15 protein-coding genes are annotated in these 16,320 nt (G+C 61.6%); 4 read left to right on the top strand and 11 right to left on the bottom strand.

From position 1 onward, the window contains the following. Nucleotides 1-17 precede the first annotated feature (17 nt). From nrdD to BM132_RS04825, 3 genes are all read left to right on the top strand, one after another. Complete coding sequence (gene nrdD / locus BM132_RS04835) at nucleotides 18-179, top strand: anaerobic ribonucleoside-triphosphate reductase (RefSeq protein WP_003182303.1); 162 nt, start codon at nucleotides 18-20, stop codon at nucleotides 177-179. Then, nucleotides 176-871 carry an anaerobic ribonucleoside-triphosphate reductase activating protein gene (locus BM132_RS04830; protein ID WP_092398396.1) on the top strand — a complete coding sequence of 232 codons (696 nt, stop codon included), beginning with the start codon at nucleotides 176-178 and terminating at the stop codon, nucleotides 869-871. Before nrdD ends, BM132_RS04830 begins: the two co-directional genes overlap by 4 nt. A gap of 123 nt (nucleotides 872-994) precedes the next feature. Beyond that, nucleotides 995-2,617, top strand: coding sequence for a methyl-accepting chemotaxis protein (locus tag BM132_RS04825; protein WP_092453682.1), 1,623 nt, complete (start codon nucleotides 995-997; stop codon nucleotides 2,615-2,617). A 163-nt stretch (nucleotides 2,618-2,780) separates the two neighbouring features. On the opposite strand, the gene BM132_RS04820 is transcribed toward BM132_RS04825, so the two are convergent. Genes BM132_RS04820 through BM132_RS04805 form a run of 4 tightly spaced genes read right to left on the bottom strand, consistent with a single transcriptional unit; the run spans nucleotide 2,781 to nucleotide 5,884 of the window. Then, nucleotides 2,781-4,136 carry a 4Fe-4S binding protein gene (locus BM132_RS04820; protein ID WP_092453680.1) on the bottom strand — a complete coding sequence of 452 codons (1,356 nt, stop codon included), beginning with the start codon at nucleotides 4,134-4,136 and terminating at the stop codon, nucleotides 2,781-2,783. Further along, nucleotides 4,124-4,978 (bottom strand): FTR1 family iron permease, encoded by an 855-nt coding sequence (locus BM132_RS04815; RefSeq protein WP_092453678.1) that lies wholly within the window; start codon nucleotides 4,976-4,978, stop codon nucleotides 4,124-4,126. The genes BM132_RS04820 and BM132_RS04815 overlap by 13 nt, the downstream gene beginning before the upstream one ends. Nucleotides 4,979-5,000: 22 nt before the next feature. Continuing rightward, nucleotides 5,001-5,351: a cupredoxin domain-containing protein gene (locus BM132_RS04810; protein WP_092453676.1), complete on the bottom strand. Its 351-nt coding sequence runs from the start codon at nucleotides 5,349-5,351 to the stop codon at nucleotides 5,001-5,003. A gap of 2 nt (nucleotides 5,352-5,353) precedes the next feature. After that, the gene (locus tag BM132_RS04805; protein WP_092453673.1) at nucleotides 5,354-5,884 is read right to left on the bottom strand and encodes an iron transporter; all 531 of its coding nucleotides are present in this window, start codon (nucleotides 5,882-5,884) and stop codon (nucleotides 5,354-5,356) included. Nucleotides 5,885-6,086: 202 nt separating this feature from the next. Here BM132_RS04805 and BM132_RS04800 point away from each other — a divergent pair, with 202 nt between their 5' ends. Continuing rightward, entirely contained in the window at nucleotides 6,087-6,314 is a 228-nt protein-coding gene (locus BM132_RS04800) for a DUF3079 domain-containing protein (RefSeq protein WP_092398604.1), read from the top strand. A 300-nt stretch (nucleotides 6,315-6,614) separates the two neighbouring features. Here BM132_RS04800 and BM132_RS04795 read toward each other — a convergent pair whose 3' ends face one another. From BM132_RS04795 to BM132_RS04765, 7 genes are all read right to left on the bottom strand, one after another. Next, nucleotides 6,615-7,232, bottom strand: a complete 618-nt coding sequence (locus BM132_RS04795; RefSeq protein ID WP_092453671.1) for an aspartyl/asparaginyl beta-hydroxylase domain-containing protein — start codon at nucleotides 7,230-7,232, stop codon at nucleotides 6,615-6,617. A gap of 89 nt (nucleotides 7,233-7,321) precedes the next feature. Then, on the bottom strand, nucleotides 7,322-12,280 hold the full coding sequence (locus BM132_RS04790) for an AvrE-family type 3 secretion system effector (protein ID WP_092453669.1): 4,959 nt from the start codon (nucleotides 12,278-12,280) through the stop codon (nucleotides 7,322-7,324). A 129-nt stretch (nucleotides 12,281-12,409) separates the two neighbouring features. Beyond that, entirely contained in the window at nucleotides 12,410-13,501 is a 1,092-nt protein-coding gene (gene sctU / locus BM132_RS04785) for a type III secretion system export apparatus subunit SctU (RefSeq protein WP_092453667.1), read from the bottom strand. 33 nt (nucleotides 13,502-13,534) lie between these two features. Beyond that, on the bottom strand, nucleotides 13,535-14,335 hold the full coding sequence (gene sctT / locus BM132_RS04780; protein ID WP_092453665.1) for a type III secretion system export apparatus subunit SctT: 801 nt from the start codon (nucleotides 14,333-14,335) through the stop codon (nucleotides 13,535-13,537). Nucleotide 14,336: 1 nt separating this feature from the next. Beyond that, the gene (gene sctS / locus BM132_RS04775; protein WP_371264104.1) at nucleotides 14,337-14,594 is read right to left on the bottom strand and encodes a type III secretion system export apparatus subunit SctS; all 258 of its coding nucleotides are present in this window, start codon (nucleotides 14,592-14,594) and stop codon (nucleotides 14,337-14,339) included. Between the two features lie 13 nt (nucleotides 14,595-14,607). Beyond that, nucleotides 14,608-15,261 (bottom strand): type III secretion system export apparatus subunit SctR, encoded by a 654-nt coding sequence (gene sctR / locus BM132_RS04770; RefSeq protein WP_092453661.1) that lies wholly within the window; start codon nucleotides 15,259-15,261, stop codon nucleotides 14,608-14,610. Then, the gene (locus BM132_RS04765) at nucleotides 15,258-16,319 is read right to left on the bottom strand and encodes a FliM/FliN family flagellar motor switch protein (protein ID WP_092453659.1); all 1,062 of its coding nucleotides are present in this window, start codon (nucleotides 16,317-16,319) and stop codon (nucleotides 15,258-15,260) included. The genes sctR and BM132_RS04765 overlap by 4 nt, the downstream gene beginning before the upstream one ends. Nucleotide 16,320: the final 1 nt, after the last annotated feature.

Raw genomic sequence — 16,320 nt, 5'->3', positions numbered from 1 at the left:
CGCAAGGAGCTTCACCCATGAATGCATCGCAGAGCCTTCCACAAGCCCAACGTCAACGTTGCGAAGTCTGGACCCGCGTGATGGGCTACCACCGCCCGGTGGCGGCCTTCAATCCAGGCAAGCAGTCCGAGCACCGCGAACGGGTGCATTTCACTGAAAGCGCGGCCGGGCGTCCATGAGTCGAGTGCTACGGGTCGGGGGCCTGGTGCCCCTGACCACCCTTGATTATCCGGGCCAATTGGCTTGCGTACTGTTTTGCCAGGGTTGCGCCTGGCGTTGCCGTTATTGCCACAACCCGCAACTGATCCCGCCGCGCGGCAGCGAAGAAGTGGATTGGTGTCGGGTGTTGGCGTTCCTGCAACGTCGCCAGAATCTGCTGGACGCCGTGGTGTTCAGCGGCGGCGAGCCGACCTTACAGGACGGCCTGGCCTCGGCCATGGACGAGGTGCGGCAGATGGGCTTTCGCATTGGCCTGCACAGCGCCGGCATCAAGCCGGCGGCCTTCGCCAAAGTGGTCGGGCAAGCCGACTGGGTTGGCTTCGACATCAAGGCCTTGCCCGAAGACGCTCTGGACGTGACTCGGGTTCATGGCAGCGGCGCCGCCAACTGGCGCAGCCTCGACCATTTGCTGGAAAGCGGCGTGGACTATGAATGCCGGACCACCGTGCATTGGCATTTGTTCGACCCCGAACGCTTGCTGACCCTGGCTCGCCGCTTGAGCGAGCAGGGCGTCACGCGTTTCGCCGTGCAACTGGTGCGCACCGCCCGAATGCTCGACCCCCATCTTTCCAGCGTTTCGGCACAAGCCTTGCAGCCCGAGCTGTGGGCCGCCATGCGCGAGTTGTTTCCTTCATTCGTGTTGCGCAGTTGATCGACCGCGGGGATGAACGACCGACAGCGGCTCGGGATCGCCGAGCCGTTCTTTTTTATGGCTTTTCTTATGGTTTTCAAATGCGCTGCCAATCGGCAGGTAGTTGAACAGGGAGCATTTGATATGACCAGACTCACCACTGCCCACCGTATCGTGATCGGCTTTGCCATCGCGCCGCTGGCGTTGATCGCTCTGGCGTTGTACGCCTTGAACGACCTGGCCACGCTGCGCGATCAGGCGGTGCAGATCGTCAAACAGGATTGGCCGAAGATCGAGCCGATCATGGTGATCGCCACGGGCGTGCGCGATAACGCCAGGAACACCCGGGATCTGTTGATCGACAAGAACAACGCGCAGGTCCAGCAATCCATCGACATGACCCGACAACGTATTACCCAGGCCTTTACCACGCTGGAGCCGTTGTTCGACCAGCCCGAAGGCAAAGCGGCGTATGCGGCATTGAAGAAGCACCGTGAGGCGTATGTGGCCGCGTTCGTTCAAGTGCAGGCGTTGATTCGCCAGGGCTCGACGGACGACGCGATGACGCAACTCAAGCAAGGCGTGATGCCGGCGGAGCTTGAGGTCTACAAAAGCCTGGAAGGACTGATGGCGATGCAAGGCAAGCTTTTCGTCGAACGTGAACGCCTGGCCCAGGCGCGCTACAGCGACGCGCGGCGCAACATGCTGGCGCTGGTGCTGGTCTGCCTGGCCCTGGTGAGTACCGTTGCGGTCCTGGTGACCCGCAGCGTGACCCGTCCGTTGGGCGGCGAGCCCGATGATGCGGCGCGGGTGCTGAGCCAGATTGCCCGAGGCGACTTGACGATCCAGGTGCCATTGGACGCCGGTAGCGCTAACGACAGTGTGATGAGCAACATGCATGACATGCAACAGAGCCTCAACAGCATGGTCCGGCACATTGCAGCTTCGGTGGATCGGGTGGCCAGTTCCTCCGAAGAGCTGAGCGCGGTGAGCAGTCAGACCAACAGCACTTTGGAGCTGCAAGGCCAGGAAATCGAACAGGCCGCGGCGGCCGTGAACCAAATGACGGCGGCGGTGGATGAAGTGGCGCGCAACGCCGTGAGTACCAGCGAAGCCTCGCGGGTCTCCGAGCAAACCGCCCAGCGTGGTCGTGAGCAGGTCCAGGAGACCGTCGCTTCGATCAGCGCATTGGCGCTGGGGGTCACGGACTCTTCGGGACGCATCCAGCAGTTGGCTGGACGGGTCGAGCACATCAGTTCGGTGCTGGACGTGATCCGCAGCATCGCCGATCAAACCAATCTGCTGGCCCTGAACGCCGCTATTGAAGCGGCCCGCGCCGGCGATGCCGGGCGTGGTTTTGCGGTGGTGGCCGACGAAGTCCGGGCGCTGGCCCATCGCACCCAGGATTCGACCCGGGAAATCGAAGAGATGATCGGCAACATTCGCCAGGACAGCGAGCACGCCGTGACATCCATGCAAAACAACAGCGAGCTGGTGCAAACCACGCTGCAAGTGGCCCGGCGCTCCGGCGATGCCCTGGATGAAATCGCCCGTTCGATCTCGCAGATCAACGAACGCAACCTGATGATCGCCAGCGCCACGGAAGAACAGGCGCTGGTAGCCCGGGAGGTAGACCGAAACCTGGTGGGTATTCGCAACTTGTCCGAACAGGTATTGCTCGGCGCCCGGCATACCGATACCGCCGGCCAGGACCTCGCGCAGATGGCCGGTTCACTGCATGAGACGGTGGCGCGTTTCAAGGTTTAGGCAACCCATGTCAGATGTAATGATCCACACACATCCCCTGTGGGAGCGAGCCTGCTCGCGATAGCGGTGGGTCGGGTTGCATGGATGTTGGATGTGCTTACGTCATCGCGAGCAGGCTCGCTCCCACAGGGTTTTGTGTTGCATCCGGATGTGGGAGCGGCGATCACCAACCCCAGAACTGCAACCACCAGCCATAGCCCACCAGGCCGTTGGCCAATACCAGGCAGGCCATTGCCAGTCGCCAACGGGATGCATGTTCCAGGCGCTTGTAACCTAACCACAGGCTCCAGGCGATTGCCGCGAGCAGCAGCGCGGCCCGAGCCGGCTGCACCCACTCGAGCAACAACCCTTCATAGCGCAGCAGTTTGACGGTGGTGGCCGACAGGCCGAGGAACAACCCTGCACCGCCGAGGGGCGTCAGGGTGATGGCTAAGGGCCAATATTGTGCGACGTCGCCCGAGAGTCTTGCCGCCAGGCGCATCAACAGCAGCAGCGACGTGCCCAACAGCAAGGCACTCATGCCCAGATACGCGACGATGCAAAAGCCATCGAGCCAACTGAAACTGTCATTGAACTGCGGATAGTGGGTCAGCAACCACCAGGGGGCGTTGTCCTGTAACGGCCAGAACAGCTCGTGGGCGACCAGCCATTGGGCCAGGCTTTGTTTCAAGGCAATGAACCAGGGGCTGACGGTCCACTGAAAAGCCCCCATGGCCAGGCCAATGACGCCAAACAACAACAAACGCGCGTCCCAGGGCGAAAGGGTGGTTGCTGTTGAGTGAAGGATTTCCTCGTTACTGGAGCGGGCTATCAAGCGCACCGCATCGCGCTGGCCGCTGCAGCGGCCACAGGCGTGGCAATCGGCGGCACCGCGCATCCGGCGGATGTCCAGCAATGGCGCGCAATTGGGGGGAGGGCGACGCGGCGTGGGGTTTTCCAGCCAGCGTTGTTCGTCCACACGGAAGTGGACGGGTGCCAGGCGGGCGAGCAGGGCGAAGACGCCGCTGACTGGACATAGGTAGCGGCACCATATGCGCTTGCCTCGGGCGAACAGCAGGCCAACGATCACCGCTGCGACCGTCGAGCCTCCCAGGATCAACAGCGCCGCCTGGGCATAGTCATAGACGCTGATCAACTGCCCGTAGATCGTGGTCAGGCAGAACGCCAGGGTCGGCCAGCCGGCCCAACGCACCCCGCGTGGCACGCCCAGGCCTTTGCCATACTGGCTGGCCCATTCACTCAAGGCACCTTCAGGACACAGCACGCCACACCAGAGTCGACCGAACAGCACAATCGACAGCAACACAAACGGCCACCAGATGCCCCAGAACAGAAACTGCGCCAGCAGCGTGAGGTTGTCGAACAGCCGAGCCTGGCTGCTGGGCAATGGCAACAGCGCAGGCACCACCAGCAGCACCGCATAGAACAGCACCACCGCCCATTGCACGGCGCGAATGGTTGCGCCGTGGCGCCGCATGCCGTCACCCAGGCGTTGCAGCCAGAGGTTCACGTCGAACATGGCAGCGTTTGCGCTTTGCGTGGGCGCAGCCAGACGGCAAGCATCAGCCAGTAACCGAGCCACATCAACAAGGTCATGGCACTGGGACTGGCTCGATAGCCAGTGAAATCCGCCAGGAAACCGCCCAGGCCATGGCCGTCATCCAATATCGCGCTGCTGTCCCAGAGCGCGTCGCCGATGCCGTGATAGACCACTTCGGGCCAGTCCATCGCGAGCAACTGGCCGCTGATACGCTCGATGCCGCTGACCAGCAGTGCCGCTCCCAATAACAACAGGATGGTTTCGCTGAAGGCAAAGAAGCGCGGCCATGAGATGAACCGTCGACTGCCGTGCAGCAAGGCGATGGTCAGCAGCGCCAGCAGCAGGCCGGCCACCGCGCCCACTGCGAACAAGCCCAGTGGCGCCCCTTGCAGACGCGCCCCGGCGCCATACAGGAAGACCACGGTTTCACTGCCTTCGCGGCTGACGGCCAGCAGCGCCAACACCATCAGCCCCCATCCACCCTGACGGCTGAAACGATGGTCGGCGTGACGCGTCAGATCCTGTTTCAGCGTCCCGGCGTTTCGGTGCATCCAACCGACCATTTGCACGATCAGCAGACTGGCGACCAGCGCCAACGCAGCCTGGAACCATTCATTGGCGGCGCCGCTCATGGCTTCGCCGGCCACCAGAATCAGGCCGGCCAAAATGCCCGACAGCAGCAACCCCAGCGCCACGCCAGCCCACACGAACTGCAACAAGCGACTGGCCTGTGACTGCCGGCTGACCCAGGCCTGGAGGATCCCGATCACCAACAACGCCTCGACGCTTTCGCGCCAGACAATAAACATCGATTGAGTCATGCAAACACCTCCTGTTCGCCGACTACTGGGCGAGGATGCCGCCCTCGGGCAGTTGCGGATTGAATTCATCGAAAAACGGATAGTGCCCGGGCCGCAGCGGGTGAATGACGACAAAAGTCGTCACGCCGGGCGACAGAACCTTTTCCACCCGCAGGGGCGTGCTCTCGAATTCCGCCGGCCCCTGGCCTAAGTTTTTCAGCACGATCTTGAAGCGCTGCCCGGCCGGCACTTGCAGCAGCGGCGGAGTGAAATGCCCGTCGCGCATGCTCAACTCGTAAGTCAGCAGTTGGGCATGGGCGATTGAAGGCAACAGCAAGCCGGCCAGCGTCCACCCGGCCAGCTGTCGCGCTGTTTGGCTCGTTGAACGACGCATCCTCAATACCCGCCTTTTTTGCCAATCCCGGCATAGACGAATTCGTAATGCAGTTCACAGCGCTCGAACCATGGCGCCACGCCGGTTTCCTTGTCGGTATGACGGCCGAGGGAGCCATGGCCGCCGGGCGGCAGGACGGTGAAGGTCAATTGGTATTTGCCGGGACCGAGCAGCTTGACGTTGTCGCCATAGTGCGGCCCGTCATTGGCGACCATGGCGTGGAAGTCGCCCTTGAGCGGGATGTCGTTTCCCTGTTTTTTCAGTTGGAATGACACGTTGAGGTAGGGCACGAAGCTGCCTTCCTGGAAACCCTGCTGGTTGTCTGCCGTGGCGCGGATATCGGCCTCCAGGTGAACGTCAGACTCGGCGGTTGGGCGCATCATGCCGGCCGGGGCCATTTCGATCGGTTGCAGGTACACCGCGCCGACCTCCAGGCCCGGGCACATCTGCGGTTCGCCAATGGGGTATTCCTTGGCCTGGGCCAGCGGTGTGAGAAACAGCAGGGCGAGAGACAGAGGAGCAAGGGTACGCATGTGAAGACTTCCTGAGGACTAAGGGATGGCCGAGTCTAGGAAGCTTTGCTGCGAATAATAATGATTCTTGTCAATTTTCAGGGCAATTTAACCGACCGTGAATGCCGGTCCAGCCGTGCTGACCCTTCTTGATTGAAATCAAGGGCGCTTTGGCCCGGAAACGGTAGGGTACGGGTACACCCATTGGTTATACGGGGTCGTCATGGCAAAGCCCTTTCCCATCAGTCCGAAACATCCCGAGCGCATATGCTGGGGCTGCGACCGCTATTGCCCGGCCAGCGCCTTGGCGTGTGGTAACGGCGCTGATCGAACCATGCACCCGGCCGAAATGATCGGGGAAGATTGGTACCTGCATGGTGATTGGGGGGTGGAGCTGGTCGACATTAGTGCCAAGGTCATCGATCCAAGCGCCACTCGCCCGAAGGAATGAAGTGAACCTGTGGCGAGGGGATTTATCCCCGCTGGGTTGCACAGCGACCGCAAAATCCTGGGGCCGCTGCGCAGCCCAGCGGGGATAAATCCCCTCGCCACATCCGTCCATGCCGACATACGTCAGGGAAGCGGTCAGCGGGCCCATGAAGGCGTCGGAAAAGCCAATCCCTAGTTTGCTTCCCAGGTAGTCAACATCCATGCATGCTGATCCATTGCTATCGCGAGCAGGCTCGTTCCCACAAGGGATTGGCAGCAGGCCAGCCGATAACCTGTGGGGCGAGCCTGCTCGCGATTGGTGTCAGCGTCCTGCGTTGATGTCCAGACGTGCCGGGTAGAACTCAAGGTAAAGGATGACGCGGGCGGCGTCGCTGGCGTTGATCACGAAATGATCCTGCGAGCCGTCGAAGATGACGGCGGTGCCGCTATTGTGCTGGTGGAACAGCCCGGCGACGTTAAGGTAGGCATAGTTGCGCTCCGGGGCGGCGCTGAGGGTGATGTGCATCTGCAGCAACCCTTCTTCCAGCACCTCCTGGTGGCGATGGGTGCTGAGCCAGGCATGGGGCTCCAACCGGGCCAAGGCTGCGACCTTCAGCCCCTGGACCTGCCCCAATAACGCCAGGGTGCGGGGCAGGGCGGTTTCCGCCTGGGGCATCGGCTGGTCCTGGAATATCAATGGGTATTGCACCCACTCACGGTTGCCACCGTCCTGGCCCCAACCCTTGAGCCAGCCATACTCGCCGCCCTGTAGCAGGTGCTGTTGCACTTCAGCCACCACTTGCTCGTGGGGTTTTTCAGTGCGATTGATGTCCAGTAGCGGGGCTTGCAGGTGCAGTGTTTCTTCTTGCATGGATGACCAGTGACTGGCCAGTTCTGCCAGCATGGGAAAGTCTTCAATGGGATAAAAAGCCGGGCGCATGAAATGTCCTCAACGTGTGACGGCCACACCGCAGGGTGTGGCTCAAGGCGAAAAGTGGCCGTGCGGCGACTGCGCACGGCACTGGGGTACTAGCTCTTGATTTGCAGTCCACCGTTCTTGAGGGCATCCACAGCGCTTTTGTGCTGTGCCGACGGACGCGACAGCTCGCCGTCGAGGAAGTAGCTTTTGGGCGTGTCCTGGTCTTGGCCGTAGGAAAAGTTGATCTTGCCCAAGGTCTTGTTCACCGCCAGCGACGCGTTGCTGCTGTAGCTCAGCAGCGGCAACGGCGAGGTGAATCCGTCAGCTTTTGTTGCACTCTGGAACACGGCGATGGACTTGATGCGCATGTTGTTGCGGTCTGCCAACAGGCCTGCCAGCTCCTTCTGCGATAGCGTGCCATCGCGACTGCCCTGATCGATGCGGTCTTGAACATCATCCTTGAGCTCCAGGCGCACCCGACCCAGGGTGCCGTCGGTGTTCTGCATTTGTTTGAGCACTGACTTGAGCGTCGGGTCCTTGTCCAGCAGGTCCGATATCCGCTCGGCATTGCTCGGGGAATGCATGGGATTGACCAGGCTCATGAGTTTGTTCACAACGCCTTGCTCGTCGAGCCGGGACAGGTTGGTGTAGGAGCTTTCGAAGCGCGCCCCTTCCAGCAGGCTGTGTTTGTCGTGGGCGGTCTGTTGCCGCACACCGGCTCGTGTGAGGGCTCGCAGGGCCAGGTATTGCTCATCGTTCTGCGCCGGTTTATCGGTGAAGTACGCCTTCAGTCCGTCCAGATGCAGCTGGATTTTTTCCTTGGCGCTGGCGTTGGCGTACTCCGGTTGGCTGGCGTCTGCCAGGCGGGTCAGCTCTTTTTGCGTGGCAGGATCCTCGAACGCCTTGCCCAGGGCGGTGCTGAGTTTGGTCAGGTTGGCGGTGGTCAGCGGTTCGGCTTCCTTGAAGTTGAACTTGACGCGCTTGGTGGTCTTTGAGTCGATTGACAGCGATGCACTGCCGCCTAGCGGGGCGATGGCTGCCTGGGCTGCCGAAGAAGGCTGGGTGTTGGACCCGGCGATCTGCGCCCGGGCCTGGACGGTACCGGTCAGGTTGTTGAATGCCCGGACGCGGTTCTGGCCACCCTCGGTCAACTCACCCTTGTTGCCCTTTTGCGTGAGCGAGTAGTCCATGTAGTTGAGCAGGTTGACGTTCACCGAGCCGCCCAGGCCAAAACGGGCGGCAGCCGACAACGGTGTGCTACCGCTTTCGCTGAGGTCGAAGGCACCACGCAATTCCGCCGTGGCGCTGGCGTTGAGGTCGAAATTGAAACGCATGCCCTTCTGGACTTCATGCTCAATGCCCTTTTTCATCACGTCCATGGGGTTGAGCTTGCCGCTGAACAGGTCATCGACAAAGTGATCGATGTGCTCGTCAGGCACGGTGAACACCACGCCATCGCGCTGGGTAGCGGTGGCGGCGCCCGTGACCTCCGCACCCAGGCGAATGGCCGGAACAAATGTGCGTTGGTTGCCGATGTTGGCACTGGCGTTGTCGTTGCCTGGCCAGAACCCCTTGCCGCCCCCCACGCCGCCACTGGCGTTGCCGGCGCCGTCGCGCAACAGGTAGACCGTCACGCCTTTGTCACCGCGTTCGGCATTAAGACTGTAGTTGCGCGTACCGCCCGCCGAGGCAGTGGGCCAGGGCACGAACGGCAGGTTGGCGATCTGGATGAAGGGGGTGCTAGCCGCGCCACCGTAACCGCGCTGCATGGCGATTTCATCGTCAGGGTGTTCCAGTTGCTTGAGCGATGACTTGAGTTTGTCGGCCAGTTCGGCCTGACTGGTACTGCCGGTGGCGGCGCGCATGTTGACGCTGGTGGCATGGTCGGCTTTCTTGAAGCCGTTGAGGAACGATTTGATGCCATCGTAGGTGGCTTCGAGGCTGGCATGGTCGGTGAAGCCCATGTCGGTCACCTGTTTGATCAGGTGATCACCGTAGGTTTTGTCCTTCAATTCGCTCAGTTGCGCATTCAATTGCTTGAGCTGACCCTCGCTGGCATTCGGGCCGAGCAGTTCAGCCTTGTCCAGCACTTCGCCCAGGTCTTTGAGGGTGACCACGTCCAGGGCCACCCGGGCTTTGGTCAGGGCCAGTTCGTCACCCCGGTCACGCCGCCGCCCCAGTGGCACGTCGGCTTTCTGGTGCGACAGTTTCATGCCGTTATCGGACAGCACCTGGAGCAGTTCGCCGGTACGGTTTTCGGGCGAAGGGGCCACGTGGGTCAGCGCCGATTGAAGTTCTTTGATCAGGTTATGGCCCGAGCTGCTGACGTTGATTTTCTCGGACCAGTTGCTCAGCTTCATGCTCAGTTGCGTGCGCCGGGACGGTTGCGATAACTCGCCGTGGATATTGAGCAAACCTTCCTTTTGGCGCAGCAGGCGCGATTGGCCGTGCTCTTTGCCCATATGACGAGTGGCCCGCAGGCTGTTGTCTTCCAGTTCGTTGCGAAAATCTTCCAGGGCACCGAGCAACTCACCGCCGTGTGGCCCCAGGTTCAGGTTGGCTATCCGCGATTTGAGGTCATGTCCGACGGCGGGGGCGGGCCGGGCCGAGTCGCTGAGCAGCTCCAGGCGTTTGAACACCTGGTTTTCGACCTCATACATCGGGCGCAGGCCTTCCCGGCCATGATGGCGGTGCTGGATATGGTTGCCGATATTCTTGAGTACCCGGGGTGTCTCCATGGTGGGCTTGAACAGATGTGCACGAGCCCATTCGCCCAGCGGCGCGCGATTGCTGTTCTCGATGCCATTGCGTCCGGCCAGGTTGACGCTAAAGCGTGCCAGCTTGCCGAGCTTGCGTGTGGTGACTTCGCCGTCCTTGAGCCGGTCGAACAGTTCGCTCAAGCCGTTGTGCTCGGGCGTCCTGAGGTCCGCCGGTTGCCAGGTGCGACCTTTGAGTTGCATCGCTTGCGGATCATCCCTGACCGTAACGTGCAGGCTGTTATCGTCTGCCGTGCGAATGCTTTGCACCGAATCCGGCCGTGGGGGGGGAATTTTTTTCCAGGTGGGGGGCGCGGAAGACGTCGACGGCGGTGACTGCCAGTCATCCTTGGCCATGGCATACAGCTCGCCCCTGGTATTGGACGCATAGAGATTGTGGTGCTCGTCCAGGGCCAGATGCGCGATATCACCCTCCAGGCCGACGCGGCTCAGGTTGCTCGGTTCACCGGTCTTGTGATGAGCGGTCAGGCGATCAGCGGCGTCGAGGGCCACGAACTGCTTGTCATTGAGCATCGCGAAGGCGGTGATGACCCGGTTGTCGAGGCCGGCAACCGCCTCACCCAGGGCCACTTTGGTTGAGCGCGGGGGCTGATGAAGGTTGTGTTCAGCACCCACGGCCACCGGGTTGTAATGGGGTTTGACGTCCAGTTTGCTGAGGGTGCCGTCCTTGAGCACGTAAGCCTGGCTATCGATGCCTCGGGCCAGCCGATCTATGTCCTTGATGCCGGTGTCTTTCCAGTCCTGAGTGGCGGCGTCCCAACTTTGCACGCGTTGCTCGTTGAGCGCGACGCTGCCCAGGCGATCGAGGTTGAACACATTGGATGGATGCGGCGCCAGACTGCCGGGCAGGCCGTTACGGTTGTCCAGTACCAGGGCATCGCTCAGATTCCAGCCGCCCTTGAGCGCGCCGTTTTGTTCGTCGAGCCCGTGGGCGTGGGTTTGGCCGTTGCGGTCTTCGACCAGCACATGCGGGGTGCCGTCGTCGCCGCTGATGAAACCGCTGACCCGATGTTCGTGGCCGATCTGAGGATGGGTTTGCGGCATCAATTTGAGCTCGGGACCGGCGTCCGCCAGGTCTTCGCGGCGGGCGCTGTAGAGACGGCCTTCGGTGTCGCTGATGTAGACCCGATCGTGGCCGATAGCGATGTGTCTGGCTTCGGCGCGGCCCGCGTCCAGGTTCAGGGTTTTATTCTGCACGGGGTTATCAGCGGCCTGCGCCAGGTCGCGGATCTGCAAGGTTTGCGCGTTCTCACCACTCAAACTTGCCAGTTGATGATCGGCCGACACCGAAAAGGCCTTGAGGTCAGGCACCTGGACCTCAGTGGCTGCAGGTTCATGTTCAGCGGTGGGGGTCAGATTGATCAGGTGATCATCCTTGCGCGCATACAAACTGCCATTGCCCTGTCTGGCCAGTTGGTTGAACGTCATGTCCTCGTGGCCGGGCGGTGCTACCCAGGAAGCGCTGGCCTTGTCGAATTCATAGAGTTTGTCCTCATGCAGGCGAAGTTGTTGGCCGCTAGCATCTTCATGGATACCGGTCATGTGCCCCAAATGGCCTGCACCCAGGGTTTGCAGTGGCGCCTGACGCGGTTCGACGCCCGCCACCTCCACGTTCGCCCCTTGATGAATGAGGTGCTGAGCAGCGGGGGCATCGCCCTTGGAGGCACCTTGCAGTTGGCTGCTGCGCAAGGCGACCATGGCGGTGTCACTTTGCTTGATGTGAAGCACGTGGCCCTTTTGGTCGAGCAAAAAGTGGTTTTCGGCGCTTGGGTCGGTGTATCGGGCCTGGTAAGTCTGGCCCTTCTGCCCCAGGGCGTGGTTGAGCAACTCACCGGCTGCGGCCGGATCGAAGCCTTTGAAGTCCGGTTCGCCTTTGTCGTTCAAACGCACATGGGGCTTCTGTTCGGCGCTGGCACGGGCCACGAGTGACGGGCCCTGGTCATCCCCCCCATGCAGTCGCGTGCCCGCAGCGCGGGTCAGTTGCGCGGCCATGTTGGCTGTTTGCCGTGGCGTGAGCGGCGTCGCCGCTGGAGTGCTGGCAGAACCTTGCGCAGGGTTGGCTTGCGCTGTGGCTTGGGCGCTGGCGCGTTGGCGAGGCAGGACATGGGCTCGTTGCATCAGGCGTCCCAGGCCACGCATGGCCCTTCGACCGACACCGCGCAACGAGTGGAAAGGGCGCTGGGTCGCGATCTGCGGTTGTTGTTGCAAATCCGCCGTGGTGCTGGTGGTTGCGTTGATGGCAGCGCTACCCTGGTTTCCACCGATCGGGGCGTGGCTGATAGTTGTCTGCATGCATTGTCTCCGTGACTGGCTGACAAGGCGAGTTCGTTACGCTCACCCGGGACGTTGAGGATTGACTCCTTTGCCCTGAGTGGTAATGCGGCGTGACCGGTTCCCTGACAGGTCGCGCAAGGCTGCAGGTCAGTAAGGCGCGCCGGGCATGTCGATCACTTCGCCATTGACCCGCTCGTCGAGTTCACGCAGCAGGCGATAAACCTGCGCTACCGCTTGCAGGGTTTCGCGCGGGATGAATCGTCCGACTTCGCTGCGATACAAGGTGCGTGCCAGCCAGACGAAACGGATCACCGGCACGCCGGCTTGCCGGGCACGTTCGATCATTTCGCGTGCCTGGGCGTCGTGGCCCTTGCAGATGATGCGCGGCAGCGGGGTGAGATCGGGGCGGTAGTACAGCGCCACGGCGAAGTGGGTCGGGTTGACCAGCAGCAGATCGGCGTCTTCTACCGGCGCTTTGCTCGGCGCGCTGTTGGCCGGTTGCTGGGTCAGCTCCCGCGCCAGGGATCTGCGATGCGATTTCATATGGGGGTCGCCTTCCATCTGTTTGAACTCCTTGCGGATGTCCTCATGGCTCATGCGCTGACCCTTGATGAAAAAATACTTCTGCAGGGCGAAGTCGATGATCGCCAGCACCAGCAGGATGCCCAGGCAGGTGCGCGACAACCGCTTGAACAGGTCAATCATGGCGTGCCAGTAAGTGTTGAGGTCGGTGTTGGCCAGGCCGATCAGGTCGCCCAGCGAAGGCGGTAGTACCCAATAGAGCACGGCGCCGATCAACACGGCCTTGCACAGGCTATTGAGCAGATTGAACAACTGGCGTGAAGAAAACATCTGCTTGAACTGATTGATCGGGTTCAGGCGTTCGAAGTCCGGTTTCAAGGCCTCGGTGGCGAACAGTGGGCCGAACTGGACCCAGCCGCCGGCAAGACGCATGACCACGGCGATCCCCAGCACGGGCAGCATGAACAGCAGCAAGTCCCAGCCGGCCTTGCTCAACACCTCACCGCTGCCGGCACCGAACGGCCGGCCCAGTTGTGTCAAGGGCAAGGTAATCAAGGCCTTGAGCCGATCGATACCGCTTTCGGCCAGGCCCAGGATCAGCTCGAGCAGGGCGGCGAAAATCAGCAGTTTGGGCACATCCTGGCTTTGTCCCACCTGGCCTTTCTTGCGCGCATCATTGAGCTTTTTCTGGGTCGGTTGTTCGGTTTTTTCACTCACGGGAAAGCGTTCCTCATGGGCGCTGGCGCCAGCTCAGCGCGCCGGTTGCAAGATCAGCGGCAGCAGGTGTTTGAGGTCAGCCAGTTGCGCCAGCTGGCCGTTGCCCAGCCAGCACAACATCGGCAGGTAAAGCACCAGGAAGCCCAGCCCCAGCAGGCTCTTGGCGGGCATCGCCAGGGTCGAGACCTGCAATTGCGGACTGTAGAGACTCAAGATGGCCATGCCGAACTCAATCAGCAGCAACAGCCCCACCAGCGGTGCGGCGAACAGCACCATGAAGCGAAACATGCTCGCTACCAGGTTCAGGTAGACCTCCAACCCGTCGCTTGCTGGCATCGGCAGCCAATGGCTGGCCGGCCAGATCAGGTAGCTGTCCCAGATGATCTGGGTGAGGCTGGCGTAACCGCCTCCCAGGATCAGCAACAGGATGAGTATCTGCTTGAACATGTGCCCCAGTTCCGAGGTGTTGTCCCCCAGTGCCGGGTTGATCTGGCCGCCAATCAACGCCCCGCGCTGGTTATCGAAGAGGCAACCGACCGACTCGAACAGCCAGAAAGGCATGGCCATCAACAACCCCAGCAGCAGACCGATCACACTTTCCTTGAGCACCAGCGCTGAGATATCCAGCCAGCCCAGTGCCTGGGCATCGATGCTGGCGCGAATGCCGGGCATCGGCACCAGCGCCAGGGCCACAACGATGGCATGACGCAGTGCGCCCTTGATGTCCCGGAAGGCGAACGCCGGAATCAAAAACAGACAGGGGTAGAGTCGTGCCATCCCCAGGGTCAGGGCGACGATCGATTGCGAAACCTCGGTGAGGGCACCCTGGAACATGTCAGGCTCTCGTCTGCGCAATCATGCCGAACGCCAGGTTCGCCAACTGGATCAGCTCCACACCGATCCAGCGCCCGGTAAGCGCCAGGGCGATACCGACCGCCACCAGTTTGATCGCAAAGGGCAGGGTCTGGTCTTGCAGCTGCATCACCGCTTGCAACAGTGAAGTGACGATTCCGACAATCACCGCGACGATCAGCGGCGGCGCCGAGAGAACGACCACCAGCAGCATGGCCTGCTTGAACAGCGTCAATGTCATGTCCATGAAACCCTCACAGGTAGCTGTAGAACAGCCCATCGAGCAGGCGGGTCCAGCCATCCACCAGCACGAACAGCAGGATCTTGAGCGGCAGGGAAATGGTCATCGGGGCGACCATCTGCATGCCAAGGGCCAACAGGATGTTGGAGACGATCAGGTCGATGACAATGAAGGGCACGTAGATCAGAAAACCGATCTGGAAGCCCGCCTGCAGTTCCGACAGCACGAAGGCCGGCACGGTCAGCAGCAGGTCTTCGCGACTGGCTTTCGCGGCCATCTCCTTGGGCCACATGCGCTGGGTGTTTTCCAGCAGATGGGTCTGGATGTCCGGATCGACGTTACGCGCCATGAACAGTCGCAGCGGCTCCACCACCTGCCCGGCGCCACCTTGCAGGGCCTCGAAGCTGTCCATGCGCTCGGGCAGTTGCCTGAAACGCTGGCCCATGTCACTGAACACCGGCGCCATGATAAAAAGGGTCGCGGCCAGGGCGATGCCATATAGCGCCATGTTCGGCGGCGCCTGCTGCACGCCTATGGCATTTCGGGTGATCAGCAGCACCATGGAGATTTTCAGGAACGCGGTGCAGATCATCATCAGCAAAGGCACCAGCGACAGCGCCCCCAGAAACAGTGCAAGCGTGAGCGGATCGGCATCCTGCAGGTTCATCGTGGAAGGTCCAGGCGAGTGATCTGCAAGCCGAGACGACCGTCGATGTCCACCAGCTCACCCTGGGCCACTGGCCGTTGCCCGTAATACAGGCTGGCATGGCCCGGCGCACAGCCGTCGACACAGAGCACCGAACCGATTGCCAGGTTGCGCAGTTGCCCAAGGCTCAGGGACAGGCTGCCGGCCTGCAACGTCAGCGCCAATGGCAGGTCGTCGAAACGCTCGCCGGCTGTTGCGGGCTGGTCAGGCTGCCGGGTGGTTTCAGCGGGGCTATCGAGGTCTGGCGAATGGTCGGTGAGGGGCGCCGCGAAGTCATCATTCATGGTCAGGAATTCCAGGTCCGTGAGGGTAAAACACCAGGGCTGTTCATCGATGAGGGCCAGATGCAGACGGTACTTGCCGACTTGCAACGTGCCCCGTCCTTCGGGGCTGAACAGCGCGCGCTCGGCGAGCAGTACGTCGCCCGGGCGCAGTGAAGCCAGGTCAGCAGGGTTCAATTGGCAGTGGCCCAGCAGCAGAGGCCAATGCAAGGCAAAATCGTCATCCAGCCCAATGGCCGTGCCCCGGTTCGCCGTGCTGCGCCAGTTTGCCGATTGCAACAGGCGCAACAGTGTGGCGGCCGGCATCCGCGCCTGACTGATGGCGCTTTTGCCGTCATCCCTGTGCACCTGCCACACGCAGTCGAGGCCCTGTTCGACGGACATCGGCTGCAACAGTGGTTGAATGGGGCCCAGCAATTGCTGCACGTGCGGGTTCATATAGCGGTTGAACAATGACCAATACCAGGCGTGCCCGGCCGGGTCAGCTTGGGTATCGAGCACAAGCGGACAACGCGACAGCAGACCCAGCAGCCCCTGGGCGTCGCTGAGCCACAGCGGCCCACAGGCGCTTTGCAGGCCTGTCAGCGGTGTATGTTCCAGGGGCGTCGCCGCCAGTCGGATGTGCCATGTGCCGGAGCACGGGCCGTCCAGTGCCAGGCTCACGCCAGCGCCGATCCGTGATCGTGTCCAAGCCTCTTCGTTGTCCATGGCTCGCAGTTTCAAAAGATTCAGCGCCATT

This window comes from Pseudomonas sp. NFACC45 (genome assembly GCF_900113505.1).
GTDB lineage: Bacteria > Pseudomonadota > Gammaproteobacteria > Pseudomonadales > Pseudomonadaceae > Aquipseudomonas > Aquipseudomonas tehranensis.
Note: the sequence above shows the minus strand (reverse complement) of the source record. Positions and strands in the feature narration are given on the sequence as shown.

Bases quoted from the DNA above. Each gene is read 5' to 3' on its own strand.
- nrdD (WP_003182303.1), top strand. From the start codon at position 18: ATGAATGCATCGCAGAGCCTTCCACAAGCCCAACGTCAACGTTGCGAA.
- BM132_RS04830 (WP_092398396.1), top strand. From the start codon at position 176: ATGAGTCGAGTGCTACGGGTCGGGGGCCTGGTGCCCCTGACCACCCTT.
- BM132_RS04825 (WP_092453682.1), top strand. From the start codon at position 995: ATGACCAGACTCACCACTGCCCACCGTATCGTGATCGGCTTTGCCATC.
- BM132_RS04820 (WP_092453680.1), bottom strand. From the start codon at position 4,136: ATGTTCGACGTGAACCTCTGGCTGCAACGCCTGGGTGACGGCATGCGG.
- BM132_RS04815 (WP_092453678.1), bottom strand. From the start codon at position 4,978: ATGACTCAATCGATGTTTATTGTCTGGCGCGAAAGCGTCGAGGCGTTG.
- BM132_RS04810 (WP_092453676.1), bottom strand. From the start codon at position 5,351: ATGCGTCGTTCAACGAGCCAAACAGCGCGACAGCTGGCCGGGTGGACG.
- BM132_RS04805 (WP_092453673.1), bottom strand. From the start codon at position 5,884: ATGCGTACCCTTGCTCCTCTGTCTCTCGCCCTGCTGTTTCTCACACCG.
- BM132_RS04800 (WP_092398604.1), top strand. From the start codon at position 6,087: ATGGCAAAGCCCTTTCCCATCAGTCCGAAACATCCCGAGCGCATATGC.
- BM132_RS04795 (WP_092453671.1), bottom strand. From the start codon at position 7,232: ATGCGCCCGGCTTTTTATCCCATTGAAGACTTTCCCATGCTGGCAGAA.
- BM132_RS04790 (WP_092453669.1), bottom strand. From the start codon at position 12,280: ATGCAGACAACTATCAGCCACGCCCCGATCGGTGGAAACCAGGGTAGC.
- sctT (WP_092453665.1), bottom strand. From the start codon at position 14,335: ATGTTCCAGGGTGCCCTCACCGAGGTTTCGCAATCGATCGTCGCCCTG.
- sctS (WP_371264104.1), bottom strand. From the start codon at position 14,594: ATGACATTGACGCTGTTCAAGCAGGCCATGCTGCTGGTGGTCGTTCTC.
- sctR (WP_092453661.1), bottom strand. From the start codon at position 15,261: ATGAACCTGCAGGATGCCGATCCGCTCACGCTTGCACTGTTTCTGGGG.
- BM132_RS04765 (WP_092453659.1), bottom strand. From the start codon at position 16,319: ATGGCGCTGAATCTTTTGAAACTGCGAGCCATGGACAACGAAGAGGCT.